The 21,796-nt window shown below is 38.3% G+C and carries 21 protein-coding genes and 1 pseudogene; 13 read left to right on the top strand and 9 right to left on the bottom strand.

What is annotated here, in order from left to right; genetic code table 11:
- The first annotated feature begins 39 nt into the window (after positions 1-39).
- The 3 genes and pseudogenes from LCD34_RS18535 to LCD34_RS18525 all read left to right on the top strand — a co-directional run bounded on the left by LCD34_RS18535 (position 40) and on the right by LCD34_RS18525 (position 2,261).
- Positions 40-1,158, top strand: a complete 1,119-nt coding sequence (locus LCD34_RS18535; protein ID WP_057079666.1) for a tetratricopeptide repeat protein — start codon at positions 40-42, stop codon at positions 1,156-1,158.
- Positions 1,148-1,321, top strand: a complete 174-nt coding sequence (locus LCD34_RS18530; protein WP_148780218.1) for a RapH phosphatase inhibitor — start codon at positions 1,148-1,150, stop codon at positions 1,319-1,321. Before LCD34_RS18535 ends, LCD34_RS18530 begins: the two co-directional genes overlap by 11 nt.
- Before the next feature lie 110 nt (positions 1,322-1,431).
- A pseudogene (locus LCD34_RS18525) lies at positions 1,432-2,261 on the top strand (SMI1/KNR4 family protein).
- Positions 2,262-2,302: 41 nt separating this feature from the next.
- Here the strand turns inward: LCD34_RS18525 and LCD34_RS18520 are convergent.
- The 4 genes from LCD34_RS18520 to LCD34_RS18500 form a co-directional block, all read right to left on the bottom strand.
- A complete protein-coding gene (locus LCD34_RS18520; RefSeq protein WP_035392368.1) occupies positions 2,303-2,551 on the bottom strand; it encodes a DUF2651 family protein in 249 nt (82 codons plus the stop codon).
- A gap of 19 nt (positions 2,552-2,570) precedes the next feature.
- The gene (locus LCD34_RS18515) at positions 2,571-3,761 is read right to left on the bottom strand and encodes a hypothetical protein (protein ID WP_065864795.1); all 1,191 of its coding nucleotides are present in this window, start codon (positions 3,759-3,761) and stop codon (positions 2,571-2,573) included.
- 299 nt (positions 3,762-4,060) lie between these two features.
- The gene (locus tag LCD34_RS18505) at positions 4,061-4,945 is read right to left on the bottom strand and encodes a LysR family transcriptional regulator (protein ID WP_224559828.1); all 885 of its coding nucleotides are present in this window, start codon (positions 4,943-4,945) and stop codon (positions 4,061-4,063) included.
- A 23-nt stretch (positions 4,946-4,968) separates the two neighbouring features.
- Positions 4,969-5,667 carry an aspartate/glutamate racemase family protein gene (locus LCD34_RS18500; RefSeq protein ID WP_224559827.1) on the bottom strand — a complete coding sequence of 233 codons (699 nt, stop codon included), beginning with the start codon at positions 5,665-5,667 and terminating at the stop codon, positions 4,969-4,971.
- A gap of 192 nt (positions 5,668-5,859) precedes the next feature.
- Between LCD34_RS18500 and LCD34_RS18495 the strand changes: the two genes are divergently transcribed.
- A complete protein-coding gene (locus LCD34_RS18495) occupies positions 5,860-6,384 on the top strand; it encodes a DinB family protein (RefSeq protein ID WP_224559826.1) in 525 nt (174 codons plus the stop codon).
- 4 nt (positions 6,385-6,388) lie between these two features.
- Here the strand turns inward: LCD34_RS18495 and LCD34_RS18490 are convergent, their stop codons facing one another.
- Both LCD34_RS18490 and LCD34_RS18485 read right to left on the bottom strand, forming a co-directional pair.
- Positions 6,389-6,952: a GNAT family N-acetyltransferase gene (locus tag LCD34_RS18490; protein WP_048003231.1), complete on the bottom strand. Its 564-nt coding sequence runs from the start codon at positions 6,950-6,952 to the stop codon at positions 6,389-6,391.
- A 16-nt stretch (positions 6,953-6,968) separates the two neighbouring features.
- Positions 6,969-7,874: a LysR family transcriptional regulator gene (locus LCD34_RS18485; RefSeq protein ID WP_017359617.1), complete on the bottom strand. Its 906-nt coding sequence runs from the start codon at positions 7,872-7,874 to the stop codon at positions 6,969-6,971.
- Positions 7,875-7,983: 109 nt separating this feature from the next.
- On the opposite strand from LCD34_RS18485, the gene LCD34_RS18480 reads away from it, so the two are divergent.
- Positions 7,984-9,144: a CynX/NimT family MFS transporter gene (locus LCD34_RS18480; RefSeq protein WP_017359616.1), complete on the top strand. Its 1,161-nt coding sequence runs from the start codon at positions 7,984-7,986 to the stop codon at positions 9,142-9,144.
- Positions 9,145-9,258: 114 nt separating this feature from the next.
- On the opposite strand, the gene lpdA is transcribed toward LCD34_RS18480, so the two are convergent.
- A complete protein-coding gene (gene lpdA / locus LCD34_RS18475) occupies positions 9,259-10,653 on the bottom strand; it encodes a dihydrolipoyl dehydrogenase (protein WP_046343321.1) in 1,395 nt (464 codons plus the stop codon).
- Positions 10,654-10,837: 184 nt separating this feature from the next.
- On the opposite strand from lpdA, the gene LCD34_RS18470 reads away from it, so the two are divergent.
- The 3 genes from LCD34_RS18470 (at position 10,838) to LCD34_RS18460 (ending at position 13,109) form a co-directional block, all read left to right on the top strand.
- On the top strand, positions 10,838-11,407 hold the full coding sequence (locus LCD34_RS18470) for a TetR/AcrR family transcriptional regulator (protein ID WP_007498915.1): 570 nt from the start codon (positions 10,838-10,840) through the stop codon (positions 11,405-11,407).
- 20 nt (positions 11,408-11,427) lie between these two features.
- Entirely contained in the window at positions 11,428-11,847 is a 420-nt protein-coding gene (locus LCD34_RS18465) for a GNAT family N-acetyltransferase (protein WP_007498913.1), read from the top strand.
- Positions 11,848-11,975: 128 nt separating this feature from the next.
- Positions 11,976-13,109: a tetratricopeptide repeat protein gene (locus tag LCD34_RS18460; RefSeq protein WP_136944435.1), complete on the top strand. Its 1,134-nt coding sequence runs from the start codon at positions 11,976-11,978 to the stop codon at positions 13,107-13,109.
- Between the two features lie 789 nt (positions 13,110-13,898).
- Here LCD34_RS18460 and LCD34_RS18455 read toward each other — a convergent pair.
- Positions 13,899-14,162: a hypothetical protein gene (locus LCD34_RS18455; RefSeq protein ID WP_024720168.1), complete on the bottom strand. Its 264-nt coding sequence runs from the start codon at positions 14,160-14,162 to the stop codon at positions 13,899-13,901.
- A 251-nt stretch (positions 14,163-14,413) separates the two neighbouring features.
- On the opposite strand from LCD34_RS18455, the gene alr reads away from it, so the two are divergent.
- The gene (gene alr / locus LCD34_RS18450) at positions 14,414-15,595 is read left to right on the top strand and encodes an alanine racemase (RefSeq protein ID WP_224559824.1); all 1,182 of its coding nucleotides are present in this window, start codon (positions 14,414-14,416) and stop codon (positions 15,593-15,595) included.
- A gap of 78 nt (positions 15,596-15,673) precedes the next feature.
- On the opposite strand, the gene LCD34_RS18445 is transcribed toward alr, so the two are convergent.
- Positions 15,674-16,786: an NAD(P)-dependent alcohol dehydrogenase gene (locus tag LCD34_RS18445; RefSeq protein WP_206116146.1), complete on the bottom strand. Its 1,113-nt coding sequence runs from the start codon at positions 16,784-16,786 to the stop codon at positions 15,674-15,676.
- Positions 16,787-17,001: 215 nt separating this feature from the next.
- Between LCD34_RS18445 and LCD34_RS18440 the strand changes: the two genes are divergently transcribed.
- The 4 genes from LCD34_RS18440 (at position 17,002) to hag (LCD34_RS18425) (ending at position 21,598) form a co-directional block, all read left to right on the top strand.
- Positions 17,002-17,616, top strand: coding sequence for a TetR/AcrR family transcriptional regulator (locus LCD34_RS18440; protein WP_113747577.1), 615 nt, complete (start codon positions 17,002-17,004; stop codon positions 17,614-17,616).
- 133 nt (positions 17,617-17,749) lie between these two features.
- The gene (locus tag LCD34_RS18435; protein ID WP_224559823.1) at positions 17,750-19,270 is read left to right on the top strand and encodes a kelch repeat-containing protein; all 1,521 of its coding nucleotides are present in this window, start codon (positions 17,750-17,752) and stop codon (positions 19,268-19,270) included.
- Between the two features lie 230 nt (positions 19,271-19,500).
- Complete coding sequence (gene hag / locus LCD34_RS18430) at positions 19,501-20,403, top strand: flagellin Hag (protein ID WP_148780209.1); 903 nt, start codon at positions 19,501-19,503, stop codon at positions 20,401-20,403.
- Between the two features lie 274 nt (positions 20,404-20,677).
- Complete coding sequence (hag, locus tag LCD34_RS18425) at positions 20,678-21,598, top strand: flagellin Hag (protein ID WP_144610177.1); 921 nt, start codon at positions 20,678-20,680, stop codon at positions 21,596-21,598.
- Positions 21,599-21,796: the final 198 nt, after the last annotated feature.

The raw sequence follows: 21,796 nt of genomic DNA, 5'->3' as shown, positions 1-21,796 counted from the left end.
AATGTCATATAAGGGAGTTCAATGGAAGGGGGATAAGGGATGGAGAAAGTTCTTTCTTCACATGTAGGTGTTAAAATCAATGAATGGTATAAAATGATTCGACAATTTAGTGTACCAGATGCAGAGATTTTGAAAGCTGAGGTCGAACGAGAAATTGAACGAATGGAAGAGGATCAAGATCTGCTCATTTATTATCAATTGATGTGTTTTCGCCATCAGCTTATGCTCGATTATATTAAACCTTCAGAAAAACGATCGCCTTCTGTTTCTGAATTGGTTGATAAAATTGAGAATTCTAATCATCAACTTTCGGGTATGCTGCAATATTACAATGCTTTTTTTAGAGGAATGCATGAATTTAGTAAGAAAGAATATGTACAGGCTATTCAATATTACAAGATCGCTGAAAGGCAGCTTGCACTGGTTGTCGATGATATTGAGCAAGCGGAGTTTCACTTCAAGGTGGCTGAAGCCTACTATATTATGAAACAAACTCATGTTTCTATGCATCACATCATAAAGGCGCTAGATATTTATAAAGAACATGAGCAGTATAAAGTTCGCCAAATTCAAAGTCTAATTGTCATTGCAGGAAATTATGATGATTTCATGAGATATGAAAAGTCGTTGCAACATTTAAAGACTGCTTATTCAATTGCTGTGGGCGCAAACGATCAACGTTTAGTAGCAAAAACATTATTAAATATTGGTAATACATATGATAGGCAATCAAAGTATACAGAGGCAATAAAGCATTATAAAGAAGTGTTAGATGTCATTTCTTCGGAAAATAGTGACATAAAGCCAATCACTCTATTTAGTTTGTGTTGGTCGCTGTACAAGTCTAATCAAACTGATGAAGCGGATCTGCTCGTTGAAGATGGACTTATATATTCCTCAAAGGTAAATGATTCGCTAAGTGTCTTGTTATTTAAAGCATTAAAAGCTATTTATATGGATACTAATGAACAAGCTTTGAAAGAAGTGTTTGATGTTTTTGAAGAAAAGAAACTACATGTCTATGTGGAAGCATTTGCTCAAAGTGTCGGATTATTTTATGAAAAAAAAGGGGACTTTGAAAAAGCTGCCGAATATTACAGAAAGGCTCTTAAGGCTCAAAATGATATTCAAAAAGGAGAGTGTCTGTATGATTATTAAAAAATTACTAATCATTTTATCCATTGTATTGTTAAGTGTTTCAACAGCAGAAACTTTAAAAATCATTGAAACGAAATCAATTCGGAATACAACAATGGAGGAACAAAAATCAAATCGAAACACGATTATGATTGATCGAAATACAACTTCTGAAAATGTATAGACAAGATTAAAACAGACTTTAAGAGTCTGTTTTTTTATGAATTAGAATGAGTAAATGAACAGTGGGTCAATGTTATACTTATCTCAGATAGATACGAGGAGGCATCCACTTTGAAATCATTCTGGGAGAAAGAAGAAGAGAGTCCTTTTACGTTAGAAAAGATAGATGAAGAACAAATTCTTGAAGCAGAAGGAACGCTTGGTGTCACTTTACCTGATACATACAAAAAACTCATTTTAGAATGGAATGGTGGTTTTACAGTTCGTAATGCTTTTCCAACCGATCGGCGAATTCATGGGCAGAGGATCATGTTCAATTCGACCATCTAAGAGGAATCGCCAAAGATGATGGAATTATGAATAGCGCTCAGTTAAGTGATGAATTGGAGCTGCCCGAGGGACTTGTTTTCATCAGCGGGGAAGAAGATACATGGATCGCCATGGATTATCGAGAAACGAAGGAACATCCTCCTATTCACTATTTCGATTTAGAGATGGAAGTGAATTTTAAGCTGGCAGATACTTTCGATGAATTTGTTGAGCGGTTATATACAGCTGACGATGCCATGGTTGATGTAATAGAGATTGAGGAGGAAGCTTCGGATTTATATATCAGTAAAGAAGAGCTTGAACTCATTTTTGAGAGAGGAGACCTTCGTCAGCAGAATCTCTTCAAAATGGCACATTATCCAATGGAAGACATTGAAGAGATCGCATGGTTTTTCTTGCGCATGAAACAGTGCATCAAACAGATAAAAGATCAACAGGTCTTGTATGAAACAGCTACTGCTATTCACTCCAACCTTCTGTTAAACCCAGATATGCCAAGGAATGACCGTATTAATCAAGAGCTGCAAGAAATTGCTGAATTTCTAGAAAATAGTGAAGATCCGAATACCGCCTTTTTGGGAGAGGACATTCATCCAGTGAAAAAACGATAGTGAAAGATGAAAAGCCCTTTCTAGGGCTTTTCGAATGTAGTTTATGATCTCTTTTTATTTAAAATTTTCATAATGAATAATGCTATATATGAAGCAATGAATGAGCCTAAAGTGTAAACAACAGCCCAGCCAAAGAAAGAGACATTAAAAAGTGTAAATGTCAGAATAAGCAAAATGATAAAGCTCACAATTGGCATGAAATAAACCTTTTGTACAAACAATGTGACGATAAAAGAAGCGATGATCATACTGACTGGAAGCAAGCCGAATGCGAATTCTAAATGAGTCATCTTCATTCTCCCTCTAGAATCACCTATTAAATATTTTGAGAACATCATTTCTATTTTGTTCTAACATGAAAAAGTCATATTCAGAAACATGATTCTTATCCAAAATTTTGTCGAGACCTTTTATCTTTAAAGAATTCAATCTTTTTCCCTTTTGGTATGAATAAGAAGATATTTCATATTCTCCGGTCTTTTTTTGGTTTAATGAATATATATGATCAGAATTTAAATAAACGAACTTAACTTCAAGTCCTTCTTTTTGTTCTAAGGAAAAGGATCCTTCTGATTTCATTGTTTTTGTGTTAAATGTATAAATCTTAGAATGTGCAGTGAAATGATATAAAATATCGTCTTTTATATAGAAGTGCTTTTCATTTGGTGGTATTAGTTGATCTTCACTTTTATAACTGCCAAGTAAATATGCTCCTCTTAATTTGTTCTTTTCTATATCAAATACGGCTACTTTAAAAGACACATCTTTTGAATCTTCAGGAGTGTGATAGAGGATAAAATAAGCTAATTTGTCCTTAATAATGATATTTGAATAAACTTCCCAGTCTTCGTTGATGGGCTTAACATGACCACCTTTTTTAAGAGTCGGTCTGTTCTGTAAATTCAATTCATGAAATGTAGAATGATCAGTATCCATATCTTGATTGATCACGTAAATTTTATCATCATCGCTTCCTGTACTAACAAAGTATCCATTTAAAAGCTGCTCTTGAAATTTTTGACTGTTGCCCCATCTGATTAAACTTTGATAATCTTTTTCTCCAAAACCTTGGTTGTTTAATGTATAAAATATTTTTTTGTTCTTTAAATATCCATTAGCTTGGCCATAGCCAGTATGTACTTTATTTTTAAACTTAAAATGGGCAGTTTTTTTTCCAAGAATATTTATTTCAGAAGGGTTCTCTTTCATTAACATCTGTTCACCTTGAGCAATAGAACCTAATTCAATTGCGCCACCTTTTGAGGTAGTTATTTCGCCTTTTTTATCTATATATACTGTGTAGCTCCCTTCACGCTGATAATCAATTGATGCTGAAAGGTAGATAGTAGCTAATTTGTCATTTAGAAATGAAGGTTTGAATTCATTTTCTGATACAGCTGTAGCATTTTCTTTGATGAATAAATGTTTAAGTAAATAATAGGAAGAAAACAAAACAAAAGCAATAAGAACGCTAATAACTAATTTTTTCTTGAATCTCATCGTCAAACAACCTTTCTAATTAGGACTGTATCATGAAAAGAATGATTTAGAAAAATTTGCTCCCTTTAGAGAGTATGAAGTCTTTCTAAAGGGAGCTTACTTTATTTAACTTTTCTCACCAACTTTGTATACCCTGAGTCACGAACATCTCGAGGATAGCCCCCTAATCCTCCATTTTTGTCTATATCAATCTTTGCTTTCAATTTAAAGGCAGATTAACTTACCGTAAAAGCAGCGCAGTTATGAAGTTACAATTGCATAAAGTCATGACTCCAAAAAAGCCCTTAAAAAGGGCTTTTTTAAGTAGCTGAATCTAAGTCATGAAAAAATTGTTTAAGGTGATCAATGAAAACGGATTTGGATTTTCCTTTTTTATAAATGAACTCAATATTGATGTTGAAATTGATAGATGGCTCAATTGAAATTTGTGTTAATGTTCCTTGTTTTACTTCATTTCTAACACAATGATGAGGTAGAAACGATAGTCCCATTCCTTGCAGCACTAAATTTTTTGCAGTTTCCATATGATCAACCTCAATGGAGATGTTCGGTGTAATATTGTTTTTTTGAAATAATCGGTGGAGCATCAACCAATCAAATGACCCATAGTCAAAGAAAATAAAAGGTTGTTCTTCTAGTTCATTCATATTGATGTTGCCTAGGCTGGCAAGCGGGTGATGAGTTGGGACGAACAGCCCGATTGGATCGCTGAAAATCGGGATTGATTCAATTTGAGGATGTGTTTCAGTCCTGACAATGCCAAAGTCTACTTGGTTGTTAATCACTTTTTGGACAACATCCTTTGAATGTCCTGTTACAATTTTCACTTTCAGGTTTTCGTATTTTTCTTTTAGGGCGGGCAATATGTTAGGCAATAGATTATTGGAAATAGAGGATGCGCATCCAATCGTCAATTCATAAGGGATCATCGTTTGTTTGAGACTATGCTTTGCTTCTTGATAAGAATGGAGAATCTTTTTGGCATGCGGGTAAAACTGTTCACCTTTTTCCGTCAGAGATAATTTATTTCTCTGTCTATCAAATAATTTCAGGTCTAATTCTTTTTCTAACGATTGAATACGTGCCGAAACAGAAGGCTGGGTTAAATACAGTGCTTCTGCAGCTTTATTGATACTGCCTAGCTGGCATACATAAATAAACGCTTCTATATTCTCAATATTCATGTTATCCCCTTATATGACGTTCTTTAAATGTTTAGCTTTTCAAGCTCATACACTAATTTTACAGCTTCTTTCGCCAAAATGACAGTAGGGTCAATCACTTTCACAGCTTTGGTTGACCTTAGAACTAAAGGAATTTCTGTACAGCCGGCAATGATGGCTTCTGCTCCTTGATTGATTAAAATTTCTGCAGCTAACGCCAGTTCACTTTCGCCTTTACTCAATTTCCCTGCTTTCACGGCATAAATCCCATTCATCACGTTTTTCTGAAGATTTTCACTAGGAGTCATGACATCAATCTTGTGATGGGCACAAGCCTTTTGATAGAGCTGGGTTTTTAATGTGCCATCAGTACATAGTAAGCCCACAGACGTATAGTGATGTTTGTTCAGGTGCTTTGCAGTTTCTAATGGCATATTCATGATAGGGATATGAGTGGATTGTTGTACGTTTTCTAAAAAGAAGTGAGCGGTATTGCATGCAATCAGAATAAAGTCCGCTCCTGCGCGTTCTAATCTTTTAGCTGATGCAATCATATGTTCTGTAGGATCTTCGCCTTTCCCAAATATGGCATTGGTTCTATCAGGGATTTGCGGATCATTATCAGCAATCACATGGAGATGATCCTGATCTTTAATAGCTGGTGTATGAGAGATGATTTTTTTCATCAGATCAATCGTCGCTAAAGGGCCCATACCACCCATAATCCCAATCGTTGTAGACATCACTATCACCACATTTCATTTTTTTCTATTATAAAAAAAGAAAGGATGGTGAGTGTTATAGAAAAGTTCTATTTGTATATAGAAGGTTGATTAAAAGCACCTTTTATTTTCTTCTTTATCTGTTTTGCAGTATGAGTTGCAATCTAATCAAAAAACATTAGAATAAAGAAAAATTGATAAAGGAGCTACCATATGAATTTCAATTTGGATGAAGCTTTAGATATGTTGAGTCGAACTCCTCGTACATTAGAAAGTCTTTTGTCAGGTTTATCGAAGGATTGGCTTCACAGTCGTGAAGGGGAGGGAACGTGGAATCCCGTTGAAGTCATTGAACATTTGATTGAAGCAGAGAAATTCAACTGGATTCCTCGATTAAATGTCATTCTTGCTGATGGAGAGAATGCCCCATTCCCTGCATTTGACCGCTACTCCCATTTGAATCAAACTGAAAGACAGATAGAACAAGCACTAGCGGAGTTTCATCATGTGCGGATGGAGAATGTGGCATACATTCAGCGTATGACACATTCAAGTCTTGATCTAGAGAAAAAGGGCGTCCATCCAGAATTCGGCGTCGTGCAAGTGAGCGAATTACTTTCTGCGTGGGTTGTCCATGATTTCACCCATATCTCCCAAATTGTTCGGGTCATGGCGGAACGATATCGAACCGATGTAGGACAGTGGAGCGCTTATTTAGGGATTTTGAATAGGAAATAAATGTTTAATGACGCTTCGCGGCCCACTCAGATTGAAGAATGGCATATTGATATTCATCGACCCAATGTCCTTTTGACATATAATTTTGCAGCAAATGTCCTTCGCGTCTCATGTCTAAACGTTCCAGCACTCGAATGGATTTTTCGTTGCGTACATCTGTAAAGGCAATGATTTTATGCTTGTTCAGTGTAGTGAAAATATATTCGATCATTGAATTCAAGGCTTCGTGAATATAGCCCTTTCCTTGAAATTCAGGCGCGAGTGTAAATCCTATTTCAACGATTCTAGGCTCGCTGCCGAGTGTATGAATGGCGCAATCTCCTATCAGCTGATTGGATTCAGATAAGGCAATCGCGTATTGAAACCACGTCCCTGGTTGATTAGGTTGTTGCGTCATTTGGTGTTGAACAAATGATTCAGCTTCTTCGTGCGTGTAGTTTTCCCAGGATTGAAATGTGGCAATAGAGGGATTTGATCGGTATTGATAAAATGCTTCAATATCCTGCTGATCAAACTGACGAATCACAACCCGGTTTGTTCTTGTAAATATGCTGTTTGCATTCTTCATGTGTTACCCTCACTTTTTAATTTGTTCTTGATTTGAAAAAGTCTATTAGCCATTCAGATAGCTGTTTTTGCGCTTTGGTCACAAATCGATCGGCATAATACGTTAATTCAAGATGCCGAACAGGAGCAGGAGCAGAAATAGGGATAGAGACAATATTAGGCCATGCTGAATGTTGCTTTAACAGCCCTCTTGGCTGGATGGTGGCACCGATCCCGGCTTCAACCAACTGCAATAATGAAGTGGCAGACCCAACATCCATGACCGTGTCCAATTCAAAACCGTGTTCTTTACATACGTCATCGACCAAATCTCTTCCTAGATAGCCTTTTGGATACATGACCAGCGCATGCTTTGTCAGCTCTTTTAGCGTCACTTCACGCCTTTTTGCCAGTTCACTGTCTGAATGAACAAACAATTCGTAGGGCTCATCGCCAAGTGGAATTTGAATCAGGCGTTTATCCGCAGGCCCGCGCAGCCCAATTCCGATATCGACTTTATGTGAGAGCACCTCGTCACGAACAAAGATGGTCGAAAAAGCCTTTAGATTGATCTCTGGATACAGCGTTTTAAATTCTACAAAAAGCGGAACAAGCTGAAAGTCAAGATCAGAGGGAAGGACGGCAAGCCGAACGGTACCCCGCTGTTCAGATAAGAGTTCTTTCATAGCATTTTTGGCATCTCGCTCAGCCTGAAGCATTTTCAAGCCATATTGATAAAGAAGCGTACCAGCTTCAGTTGCAACTACTTTTTTACCGATTCGGTCAAAAAGCGGCATCCCAACTTCAGCTTCAAGCAGCTGAATCTGTTGGCTTAATGTAGGCTGTGATATACCTAGTTGCTCTGCAGCCTTTGTGAAATGTAAATGATCGAATACAGCCATAAAATAGGTAATGTGACGAGTATCCATATGCCATCCTTTCATTAATGATAGTATTTTCCTATCATCATAATACGAATTATTGTATTGATCAATGAATGAAGCGGATTTATACTCATAGTAACCTCAACAAGATGAGAGAGGAAGAAGAGTATTGATAAAAAAAGTATTTTATTTAGCTGCTTTATTTTTAGCTGCCTTAAACTTGCGCCCAATCATTACATCCGTAGCTTCTATGATGAGCATGATTCAATCAGACCTTGGCGTTAGTGCACTCACGGCAAGTCTTTTAACCACTTTGCCGGTCTTGTGCATGGGAGTGTTTGCCCCTGTAGCAACGAAACTAAGCCGCCGGTTTGGATTAGAGAGAACTCTTTTTTTCTCGATTTTTCTTATCACAATTGCGACTGGACTGCGTGGTACAAGTCAAACGGTTACCATCCTTCTCATGACTGCTTTTGCAGGAGGAGTTGGAATTAGTTTTGCCGGACCATTGTTGTCTAGTTTTATTAAAAAGTATTTTCCGAAAAGTCCTGGGATTGTCAGTGTGTACTCTATATCGATGACAGTTGGCGCTGCACTTGCTTCGGGCTTGACCATTCCGATTTACCTTCGCAGTGAGCATAACCTTCCACTTGCGTTAGCCTGCTGGGCGGTTTTAGGCGTTATTGCACTGATTTTATGGCTCGGTCTAGCTCGTAAAAACCAACAAGCAGATCATGCAGACGTGCCGCTGAGATTACCGCTACGAAACAAAAAAGCTATTCAATTTACTTTGTTCTTTGGCTTTATGTCTAGCATGTTCTATTCGTTAACAGCGTGGATTTCACCCATTGCGCTTGATTTTGGGAATAGTCCGCAGTATGCCGCCATGCTGCTTACGATATTTACGCTCATTCAGATTCCGGTGGCATTACTTGTTCCAGCAATCGTTAATCGTCTAGGAAAGCCGAAATTATTTCTGATCTTATGCAGTTTGTCAGAGCTGATTGGCCTCATATTCCTTCTACTGCCAATGCCGATCCTGCCAGCTGTTATTTTTCTAGGGATTGGAGCAGGTGGATTATTTCCTTTGGCGCTTATGTTGCCTATTATTGAAACGCGTACGCCAGAAGAAGCCGGTACATGGTCAGCGATGTCACAGATGGGCGGGTATATCATGGGAGGATTTGGTCCATTTTTAATCGGTTTGATTTTCGATATCAGCGGACATTTTCAAGCTGCTATTGTCGCAATGCTCGCCATCGTGATGCTGATGATTGGCGTGCAGTTATCGATGAAGTTAGGGAAAAAACGTGATGAGGTATCCAATTAAAGATCAATATACCGCTGCTTTTATATCATGACTCAATTGAAATCGCCATAGCCTATTCCTAAGTAGGCTATGGCGATTATTTTACTCAATTTTTAAAAGATGCACCTGAATGAATTATCGTGCCAGATTTTTTTCAACTTTACGAGTGGCCATTTCTGCAGCCTCCATGATCATTTCACCTAATGTTGGGTGAGGATGAATCGTCATGGCTAAATCTTCTACTGTAGCACCAATTTCAATAGAGAGAGAAAGTTCTGATATAAGAGTAGATGCCTCTGCACCTACGATCTGTGCTCCTAAAATAAGGCCAGATTCAGCATGGGCCACAATCTTCACAAATCCTTCTGGTTCTTTTAATGCCAGTGCTCGACCATTAATAGAGAACATTGTTTTTCCAGTAACAGTCGGAATGGATTGTTGCTTGCAATCCGTTTCGCTCAGTCCAACACTCGTCAATTCTGGGCTAGAAAACACAACAAGTGGGATCGCTTTATAATCGATCATCGAAGGTTTCCCGGCGATTGCCTCTGCTGCCACCTTCGCTTCATAGGAAGCTTTATGAGCCAGAGCAGGACCCTCGGTGATATCACCAATTGCATAAATGTGCGGAATGGAAGTTCTGCATTGTTCATCAATTTTAACTAGTCCGTTAGGGGTAATGGACAAACCGATAGAATGGAGACCTAATGTTCCATCTGTATTCGGTTTTCTTCCGACAGTAATCAGTGCATAATCTGCTTTCAACGTGTAACTTTCTTTCTGTTTCTCATAATAAAGATCAATTCCGCTCATATGCTGCTCAGCACCTATGACGTTTGCTCCTGTAATCACGGTGATGTCATCTTCTTTCAATTGTCGAACAACAGGTGAGACAAGTTCACTTTCAAAGCCAGGCAATACTTGATTACCGCCTTCCAGAATGGTGACTTTTGATCCAAACCTTGCAAACATCTGTCCGAGTTCAACACCAATATATCCACCCCCAACTACGACAAGGCTTTTAGGGATTTCGGGAAGGGATAGTGCTTCAGTGGAAGACAATATACGACCTCCGAAAGGGAGTGATTTAATTTCAATTGGACGAGAGCCGGTTGCTAATATAAGGTGTTTGAAGTTGATTCGTTTTTCACCTTTTTCGGCATGTTGAATCACCGCTGTATGCTGATCGAACAAGCTTGCCTCGCCTTCCAAAATAGTAACTCCCGCTGACTTTAACAAAAATTGGACGCCCCCAGCTTGTTTTTCCACAACAGCTTTTTTGAACGCTTGGGCTTCATTGAAAGAACCGCCTTCTTGAAAACCACCCCATTGTGTGCGGAGTTTGAACCGCTCTGCTTCTGCTATTAGCGCTTTAGAAGGGATACAGCCTACATGGGTGCATACGCCACCTAACTGATCACGTTCTACAATCGCTGTCTTCATGCCGAGATGAGCTGAACGTAACGCCGCCACGTAGCCTCCCGGACCTGATCCAATCACTAATGTATCTACTGTTTCTAAATGAATCATTTCTTGCACCTCCAATTTCAAAATATGATGATCATAATATATTATAGTCATCATATTTTGGCAAAGTCAATCCCATTTGAGTGAGGAAAGATGGATTTCAGTCAATTGACACATGATAATATGATGAATATAATTTTTTAATAAATACACTTAGATGAGTTAAAAGGAAGGAGGAGAAAAGAGGATGCCTTATCCGAAAGGTCATAAGTCAAAAGTGAGAGAGCAGATCATCGCTAGTGCTGCACGAGCATTTCGAACAAATGGCGTCCGTAGTATCAGTTTGCCATACATTATGAAAGGGGCAGGTCTAACTCATGGAGGGTTTTACGCTCACTTTAAGAACAAGGATCAGTTGGTGATAGAGACTTTTCATTTTGCTATTACTGATACGATCAAGCTGCTGCAAAGTGTTGCAGACAAGAAAACAGACCAGCCTCGAATTCAGACGATCATTGACTTTTATTTAAGTTCCGTTCACCGTGATCAGACGGAGATCGGCTGTATATTGCCTGCACTGGCAGGGGAGATTGCTCAATTATCGCAAGAGGTACGTAAAGCCTATACAGATGAATTGAAACGGTTTATGGCGTTTATAGCTGATACGGGAAACATAGATCTCTCTACCAGTTACGCACTAGTAAGCAGCATGATTGGTACAATTGCTCTTGCACGAGCTGTCAATGATTCGCAGTTCAGTGATCAATTGTTAATGGCAGGTAGAACACAGGCAAAACACATTTTAAATTCAAATTAAAAAACATAGGGGATGTTGCGATGTTGATTAGAGAAGCAAGCATAGAAGATTATCCACAATTAAGACAAATCTATTTAGAATCCCGACGTCAGAGCTTTCACTGGCTCAATACAGAAGAAATCAAACTGCAAGATTTTGATCAAGATACGCAGGAAGAGCAAATTTTTTTAGCTGAGGAGAGCAATAAAATCCTTGGATTCATCTCATTATATGTACCAGATCGTTTTATTCATCTCTTGTTTGTACATCCAGAAGCTGCTGGTCAAGGGGCTGGCGATCTGTTGCTGAAACATGCGATCAAAGTGCTCGGAACACCAGTCACCCTCAAATGTGTATCCGAAAATCACAAAGCTTTGTCTTTTTATCAAAAAAGAGGATGGAAGGCTGTTGTAGAGGAAGGGGAACCTGGGGCGAAGTACTGGGTGCTTATTTATGAATAGAAGTCATGTTATCTATCATTCACACGGCCCTTTATAGGGCTTTTTTGCGGTTTATTTTCGGTGTCGAATGATTCATAAAATGATAATATATGTCATTGTAGGGAAAATAGAGGAAGGGGTAAGAGCTGATGGAGAAAGTGCTTTCTTCTCACGTCGGTTTGAAAATCAATGAATGGTATTATCATATTCAACGATTTAATGTACCGGACGCCGAAGCATATAAAGAAGAAATCAAATCAATGATTGATCATATGGAAGAGAATCAAGATTTATTATTGTATTTCTCACTCATGGAGTTCAGACATAAATTAATGCTAGATTACTTGAATCCTTTAGAAAATGGGAAAGAACGAGCGAACTTCAGGGAACTTGCAGTGAAGATAAAAAAAGATCAAGAGAAATTAACAGGATTGCTTGAGTATTACTTTAATTTTTTCTATGGGATGTATGAATTTGAAAACTACGAATACCTCAATGCGATTACCTTCTATAAGCGAGCAGAAAAAAAGCTGTCTCTTGTCAGCGACGATATTGAACGTGCCGAGTTCAATTACAAGATGGCGGAAATCTATTACCACATGAAACAAACCCACATGTCCATGCACCATATCGCACAGGCGATAGAATGTTACCGAGAAAAAGATACATACACAGTCAGAGAAATCCAGTGTTCTTTTGTCATTGGATTAAACTATATTGATATGGGCTGCCCCGAAAAAGCCATTCCACATTTTGAACGTGCGCTTGAACAAGCTGCCGATCACTCAACAAAAAGACTAAAAGGGTCAGCGCTCTATAATTTAGGGTTGAGTTATTTCCATCATGGTGACCTAGCACAAGCAATTGTTCACTTTAATGACTCGATTCGAGCATTTAAAGAGCAGGGGTACGAGCATTTAAATCGAATTTTAGACCCTCTCGTTATGTTATCAAAATCCTATTTTAAAAAGAACGAACAAGATCTAGGTACGTATGCATTACATAACGGTATAGAACTATCTGAAAAGCTGAAAGATCATGTGTTGTTACGTATCTTTACGTTTTTAAAATCACTATACGTTGACAACAATTTTGAACAACTAGAAAAAATTTCAGATTGGTTAGAGATGAAGTCCATGTATCCTGACCTTGAAGACTTAGCAAAAGATGCTGCAAAATATTATAATGAGATGGGAGATAAAGACAATGCGATGCATTTCTATGAAAAAATTCTTTATTTCCAAACTCAAGTAAAGCGGGGTGACTGTCAGTATGAAATTTAAAACGTTATCAGTAGTATGTGCAGTGATCAGTGTCATCAGTATTGTTAGTTATTTTACATCTGAAGTGACAGCAAGTCATGATGAAGCTAGGAGAGGTCATACGGCAAGTATCGGTTATACTGCTTAAATAAAAAGCCCCTTAAGGGCTTTTTATTTTAAGACGGTATATATGCTATGAATAAAGAATATTTTTCCCATAGAAAAGATATTGAGGAGGAAGTAAAATGACAATGTTAAAATCCAAATTATTTCGAAGGATTTTCATTATATTCTTTGCTTTAACCTTTATGATTAGCCTGTTTAATATGGCTGTATTTCCAGGGACGCCAGTGTCTTATTATGTTGGTCTGATTTGTAAGATGTTGTTAATCAGTTTGTTAAATGGTATGTTTTTCGGAACAATCTTCTATTTGATTGTCACCTTTCTTATCGCTAAAGATTTTAATCAAAATCAATAGTTAGCAAAGCATTCATGAATTTAACATTCTGATTGGCAGGCAGTATAAGCCGATACTAGAACAACAAAGATTCAAAAGTTCTCAAGTCTCATTTTTCATTCGCAAAACTCCACTATAAACTCATTCAAAATTTGAATTGCCAATGTAAATTTCTTTTTCGTCTTTATATCGATTCAATGTTGAATGTTGTTAATAATATGAGAATAGCTAGAAAAGTGTACCACATGAATAATGATTACTAGGGGGAATCATTATTCATGTGAGGCCTCTAAGTATGTGAAGCAAAAAAATCTGCCCTAATAAAGGGGGCAGATTTTTTTGCATTTTTACATTATTCGTAAACATAACAAGTGCCGCTTATAACAGTGACACATTCATAAGTATTAGAGTAAGACTTACCATTCGAATCTCTAAAGAAAACGGTGACGGTTGCTACTCCACTGCTATTGTAGCCATTCCATTGATATTGATAGCCATCATACTTGTCCCTAATAGGGATTAAATTCGAAGCGGCATCAGCAGGAATTGCAGAGAACATTAAAGCACCAGTGAAGAGAGTAGCTCCCACTATTTTTTTCATTTTTCCCTTAAACATTAAAACATCTCCCTTTTCCTTATTTTTCTATTAAACCAATGTTTAACAGATGCTTATAAGAATAGCACGTCTAGTAGGAGAAAAATGTCAAAAAATGTCTAAATAAATAAAAATTTAAAAAATATACATATTTAGGAATTATTTGTCTTCGGCATGATCGAATTTTTTTTCCTAAAAATGAATAAAGATAGACTACGCATAAAAGTGAACATGGATAAAGGGATGATTAAATTGATTAGGAGGAGAAATACATGCAAAAGCTTTGCAGGGAAGTCTGGATTGAAGTCAATCTTGATGCGATTAAAAGAAATATCGAAGCCATTCAAGCGCATATTCCAAAGAAGAGTAAGATCATGGCCGTCGTGAAGGCGAATGCTTATGGACACGGTTCAGTGGAGGTAGCGCGGCAGGCACTAGAAAGCGGTGCGACAGAACTTGCAGTTGCTAGCTTAGAGGAAGGCATTGTGCTGCGAAGAGCAAAAATTGAAGCGCCGATTTTGGTTCTTGGATTTACCCCGCTCGACTGTGTGAAAAGGGCCGCAGCCTGGAGAATTGATCTATCTGGCCTTCGTGAAGATTGGATTGCTCAAGCAAATGAGATCTTAGCCGAAGAAGAAAGCCAGCGCCGGCTTGGGATTCATGTCAATGTTGACACGGGGATGGGGCGATTAGGTGTACGGACAAAGGAAGAGCTGTTAGCGGTGGTGAAGGCGCTTGAAAAGAGTGAAAACCTGAGGTGGGATGGAATATTTACGCATTTCTCCACTGCGGATGAGCCTGACCCTGATTTCACGTTGCTGCAGCACAGCATCTTCATTGATTTTCTTCGGTTTTTGAAAGAAGAAGGGATCAAACTGCCGACCGTACATATGAACAATACAGCTGCTTCGATTGCGTTTCCTGAATTTAGTGCCGATATGATCCGGCTTGGTATCGGACTTTATGGACTGTATCCATCGCAATATATTCAAAGCTTAGACGCTGTTCAATTGGAACCGGCACTAAGCTTAAAGGCAAGAATTGCTTTTGTAAAAGAAATGGTCACAAAACCTAGGACGGTCAGCTATGGGGCAACCTATGTCGCAAAGCCTGACGAAGTCATTGCGACCATACCGATTGGTTATGCAGATGGGTACTCACGTGCTTTATCCAATCGAGGGTTTATGCTTTTCCGCGGAGAACGAATGCCAATTGCGGGCCGAGTCACAATGGATATGACCATGATCAGCTTAGGAGAGATGAAAGCAAAGCAAGGCGAGGAAGTCGTCATTTATGGCCGTCAAAAGGGCGGAGAAATTTCTGTTGATGAAATTGCTGAAATGCTCAATACGATTAACTATGAAGTCATTGCAACATTAAGCCGCCGTGTTCCAAGGTTTTATCGTCGAGGCGGGAAGATTATTAAAATATCGACGCCGGTGATGTATGTGTGAAGGTAAGGACAGCATGAAAGTCCAAAAATCCCCCTTTATACGGAAAGGGGGATTTTGAGTTTCATTTCTTATTTCGGCTTAAGCTCGATACTCTTTATCTAAAATAAGAATGGGTTTAATCGTAGATCCATTTTTAGAATCTTCAAAAGCTTGTTCAATCTCTTCTAATTCGTAGAATTTTGCTAGTTTCTCAACTGGGAATTGTCCATTTTTAAAGAACTTGACTAGTTTAGGAATGAATAGTTGAGGAACGGCATCTCCTTCTATCACACCTTTTAACGTGAGCGCATTGAGCATGAGATCATTTGTCACATTAAACGTTAAATCGCGCTTTCCTACTGCTACTGTTGCACAAGTTCCTTTGACACGCAGGCAGTGAAGAGCAGCTAACGTGACTTCTGGTACTCCAGTTGTTTCAAATGAGTAATGTGCTCCTTTTCCTTCTGTGATTTCCTTAACTTTTTCAGCTGGATTCTCATGTTTACTGTTGATGACATGTGTTGCACCTAATTCTTTTGCTAGCTCAAGGCGGCTATCATGGATATCAACGGCAATAATCGGATCACAGCCTGCAATTTTTGCTGCCATTAACCCACTTAAACCAACAGCGCCTGTACCGAACACAACAAAGCTTGTACCTGGAGCTGGAGCAAGTGAATTTAAGACAGTACCGCTCCCAGTCATTAAGCCGCAGCCAAATGGTCCTAAATAACGTAAATCAGTTTCTTTGTCTACTTTCACCACATTTTTCTCATCAACCGTTGCATATGTACCAAATGACGATTGACCAAAAAATTGTGATACATCTTGATGCTCATGTGTATGGATAGGCGTTTCATTATGTTTATTACGACCAGAAAAATTTAGTGGAATCATGTTTTCACATCCACCAGCGTTCCCGTCAAGACAATTATGGCAATGACCGCAATAAGCGAAACCAAGTACAACGTGGTCTCCTTCTTGAACGGTTGTGACATTAGAACCTGCTTTCACGACTATGCCAGAGCCTTCATGTCCTAATAAAGCAGGACGTGGAACAGGGAGCGTGCCATCTAATACAGTGGCATCCGTATGACAAACGCCAGATGCAACGATTTTGACAAGCACTTCATCTGCTTTTGGATCATCTAGTAATAGTGTTTGTTTCTCGAAATCTTTTTCATTTGTTGTGACCATCGCTTGAATTTCCATATCATGTGCCCTCACTTTTTGTATAGTATGATATTCTGAAGAAAGGTTAGATCAAATGTCACAAAAAATTCATTTCTTTATGACTAAGTTGATTGTAGGACGAAAGATTTTCCGTTTCAATCAGCAAAAAATCTTTTTTGTATAGGTTTTCAACACAAATGAATTTATGTATCTCTAATCAACATTTTTTAAAAAGTGTCTAAAGGAGGGGCCCCATGATCAAAAAAGAGGATCGCCGTGTTGAGCGAACAAAAGAAACACTTCGTCAAACATTCAAAATACTAGTAAAAGAAAAAGGATATTCGCACGTAAAAGTGAAGGATATTGTGGAAAAGGCAAACTATAATCGGACCACGTTTTATGTGCATTATGAAAGTAAAGATGAATTAGCAGCAGATGTTATTCACCGGGAAATGGTCAATTTCGAATATGAATTTTGTAAGCCGACTCGTGAAAATCCACTGTTGGATTTAACTCGCATGAAACCAGAGGGCACCGATGTATTTCAATATATCGTTGAAAATCGCGACTATTATGATTTATTAGTGATGGAAGACCGAATTCCCCACATACAAGAAAAATTGCTTAAAAAAATACAATATATTTTCCAAAATAGAATGTCGTTTGTGAGTGATCAGTATGCAGAAATCAACGACAGTTATTTTGTCCAGTATCGTTCATACGGCATCTTTGGTTTTATCATTGAATGGATCAGAAATGACTACAATGCATCTCCCTCAGAAATGGCACGACGTATTATCAATTTATTATATATTCAATCCTCACTTATGATTCAGTTGAAAGATGAAGAAGCGATTATGAAAAGGTGATGCTTAGGCCGCATCTCTAGCGCACAACATTTTGAATGTATATAAAGTTTCGTTTAAAACTTCTTTAAATTGTAAACTTTGTAAAAAACAGCACGATAAAAGGAGGGAACATAACGAGTTGGAGGAATAGAAAATGAAAAAAAGGTTTTTATTATTTATCACGGTACTCCTATTAATGAGTACTCTTAGTCCATTTAAAGCAAATGCAGAAAATTCAATTGGATGGACGAAACGAGCTGATTTACCAGAAGAACGTATTAATGCTGGTGTGGGAGTCGTTGATGGGAAGATTTATGTATTTGGTGGAGCAAGTGAAATAAATAAGTTGAATAACCAAACATTTATGTATGATCCAAAAAAAGATGTTTGGGAAGAGAAAGCCAGTATGCCAAGAAATAGAACAGGCGGTACTTACGCTACTGTAGGTAAAAAAATCTATCTAATAGGTGGAATTAATGAAGAGACAGAAGTAGCTTATAACACTATAGATATTTATGATGCAGAACTTGATCAGTGGGCTGAAGAGCCGATTCGAATTCCAAGAGAGCCGGTTTTTTCAGCTTATAGTAAAGGAACTTTACAAGCAGTTGCAGTGAAAGAGAAGATATATATTGTATCTTCAAAAAACTCATATAAAAATAATGTCTATGAATACAATACAACCTCTGGTGAATGGAAGAGCTTGGACTCCTCAGGCTTACCATCTCGAAATGGGAGAGCCATTTCTGCAATTGACGGAAAAATATATGTTGCAGGTGGCGAAAATTCGATAGGGCATAGTAGAGAAAAGTATTTGTTTCAGTATGATATTTCAACAGATACTTGGAAGAGATTAATTGATGTTCAGTTAACATCTTATACATATGAACCCTCCTATGAAACTTACAACGGCAAGTTCTTTATTATTGGTGGGCAATTATATGGTGATAGTTCGAAAAATATGGTAAACAAAGTTCAGATTTTCAATCCAAAAGATGGCCAATTTAAAAATTCAGCATATGATTTACCAGAAGGTAGAGTATCAGCTGTCGCAGCAATTGTTGATGACCAATTGTATGTCATTGGCGGACGTAACTATTCGGAATCTATGAGACATCTTTCTGTGAAAAGTGATTACAGATCCGTGATTTCTATTTCATTAAAAGACTTACAAGTGACTGAGGATGAAAAAAAACCGGATGATGGGATAGCAGAAGACCCAAAGGATCAAGATGGGACACAGCCTGGTGATGGAACAACCGAAGAACCGAAAGATCAGGACGGGACACAGCCAGGTGATGATACAACCGAAGAACCGAAAGATCAGGACGGAACAAAGCCAGGTGATGGTACAACAGAAGAGCCAAAAGATCAGGACGGAACAAAACCTGGTGATGGTACAACAGAAGAGCCAAAAGATCAGGATGGAACAAAGCCAGGGGAAGAATCAACAAAAGGTATACTTTCAATTACTATGATAAACGGACTGCAAAAGGATTATCTGCTCTCAATGAAAGAAATCAACAATTTTCTTAACTGGTACAAAGAAAGAAGCTTTGGAATTGGGATGAACTTCTATGAAATCAATGATGAGCATAATAAAGGGCCTTTTACAAGTAAGAAGGATTATGTGGTGTACCAAAATATCCTAATGTTTGATATCAAACAATACTGATATTCATATAATGGAAAAACTGCTGGTGAAAGATCAGCAGTTTTTGTTTTTGTGAAATTGTTAAAATTAGGACTAATATCATTAAAAATGCGTTATTTTTTAAAAAATCTGTTAAACATCCTATAACCATGTCCGATATTAAAATTGACAGGGGTGATAAGCCCTAGAACGAAGGACTTTTTTCAGACAAGGACGTCTGTCAGGTCCCACATACATGGAGGTAATAGGAAATGAGAATTAACCACAATATCGCAGCACTTAACACATTAAACCGTTTATCTGCAAACAACGGTGCGAGCCAAAAGAACATGGAGAAACTTTCTTCTGGTCTTAAAATCAACCGTGCAGGAGATGACGCAGCAGGTCTAGCGATCTCTGAAAAAATGCGTGGACAAATCCGCGGATTAGAAATGGCTTCAAAAAACGCCCAAGATGGTATCTCACTTATCCAAACAGCTGAAGGTGCATTGACTGAAACTCACTCAATCCTTCAACGTGTACGTGAGCTTGTTGTTCAAGCTGGAAACACGGGTACACAAGACGATACAGATCTTGGTGCAATTCAAGAAGAAATCAAGAACCTTGTCCAAGAAATTGGTAATGGTTCTGAGAAGAATGGTATCTCTGATCGTACTGAGTTCAACGGTAAAAAATTGTTGAATGGTGCTTTCGCTAATGGTACAGCTACTTTAACTTTCCAAATCGGTGCAAATAAAGCACAAAAATTAGAAGTGAATATCGAAGCAATGTCTTCTGATAAAATTGGTGCTACTCAACCAGATGGAACTCTTGTAACTGGTCAAGCGGTCTCTAACATTGATGTTACACAATTCGCTGCTGCTACACCAACACTTACATTTGATCAGCAACTAGACATCGTAGATGGTGCAATCGAACAAGTTTCAAATCAACGTTCTAAACTAGGTGCGGTTCAAAACCGTCTAGAGCACACGATCAACAACCTTGGTGCTTCTGGTGAAAACTTAACAGCTGCTGAGTCTCGTATTCGCGACGTTGACATGGCGAAAGAAATGAGTGAGTTCACTAAGAACAACATTCTTTCTCAAGCTTCACAAGCAATGCTTGCACAAGCGAACCAACAGCCACAAAACGTACTTCAATTACTTCGTTAATGACAGGCCCCTTTATGGGGCTTTTTTGTTTTGTTCCTATTCAATTTAATACAGGTTATGTGCTCATCACTTGAACGAAGAGAATAATAGAAATCTATTTAAAACTAAATGGTGAATAAAGATATGTAAAATCGATCAATATATATTAAAAAATGTTAAACTTCCTATGAAATAATCCGATAAAAGAATTGTCAGGGTTGATAAGCCCTAGAATAAAGGACTTTTTTCAGACAAGGATGTCTGTCAGGTCCCACATACATGGAGGTAATAGGAAATGAGAATTAACCACAATATCGCAGCACTTAACACACTGAACCGTTTATCTGCAAACAACGGTGCGAGCCAAAAGAACATGGAGAAACTTTCTTCTGGTCTTAAAATCAACCGTGCAGGAGATGACGCAGCAGGTCTAGCAATCTCTGAGAAAATGCGTGGGCAAATCCGCGGATTAGAAATGGCTACTAAGAACGCACAAGACGGTATCTCTCTTATCCAAACGGCTGAGGGTGCATTGACTGAAACTCACTCAATCCTTCAACGTGTTCGTGAACTAGTGGTTCAAGCTGGAAACACGGGTACACAAGACGATACAGATCTTGGTGCAATTCAAGAGGAAATCAAGAACCTTGTCCAAGAAATTGGAAATGGTACTGATAAAAACGGTATCTCTGATCGTACAGAATTTAACGGAAAGAAATTACTTGACGGTACGTTCAGCGCAGCTGGTGCTACACCAAAATCATTAACTTTCCAAATTGGTGCAAATAAAGCACAAAAATTAGAAGTTAATATTGAAGCAATGTCTTCTACAGCACTTGGTGCGGTTGATCCCGGTACTGGTGCTCTTATTGCAGACCACGCAGTAGCTGACATCGATGTAACACAATTCGCTGATCCGACTGCTACTGGCGCACTTTCTTTTGATGATCAATTAGATATCGTTGATGGAGCGATCAAACAAGTATCTGACCAACGTTCTAAACTCGGTGCAGTTCAAAACCGTCTAGAGCACACAATCAACAACCTTGGTGCTTCTGGTGAAAACTTAACAGCTGCTGAGTCTCGTATCCGCGACGTTGACATGGCGAAAGAAATGAGTGAGTTCACAAAGAACAACATTCTTTCTCAAGCTTCACAAGCAATGCTTGCACAAGCAAACCAACAACCGCAAAACGTACTTCAATTACTACGTTAATGAAGAGCCCTTTAGGGGGCTTTTTTTGTTTCCTAACTTCATACAGTTCATAAAACTGAATATGTTGAAATGCGATAAAAAATATTAAAGAATGTTAAACTTCCTATAAAATAAACCGATAATACACTTGTCAGGGTATATAGACCCTAGAACGAAGGACTTTTTTCAGACAAGGACGTCTGTCAGGTCCCGCATACA

This window comes from Bacillus sp. RAR_M1_44 (genome assembly GCF_020165935.1).
Lineage (GTDB): Bacteria > Bacillota > Bacilli > Bacillales > Bacillaceae > Bacillus > Bacillus altitudinis.
This window is presented reverse-complemented; position numbering and strand designations above follow the sequence as displayed.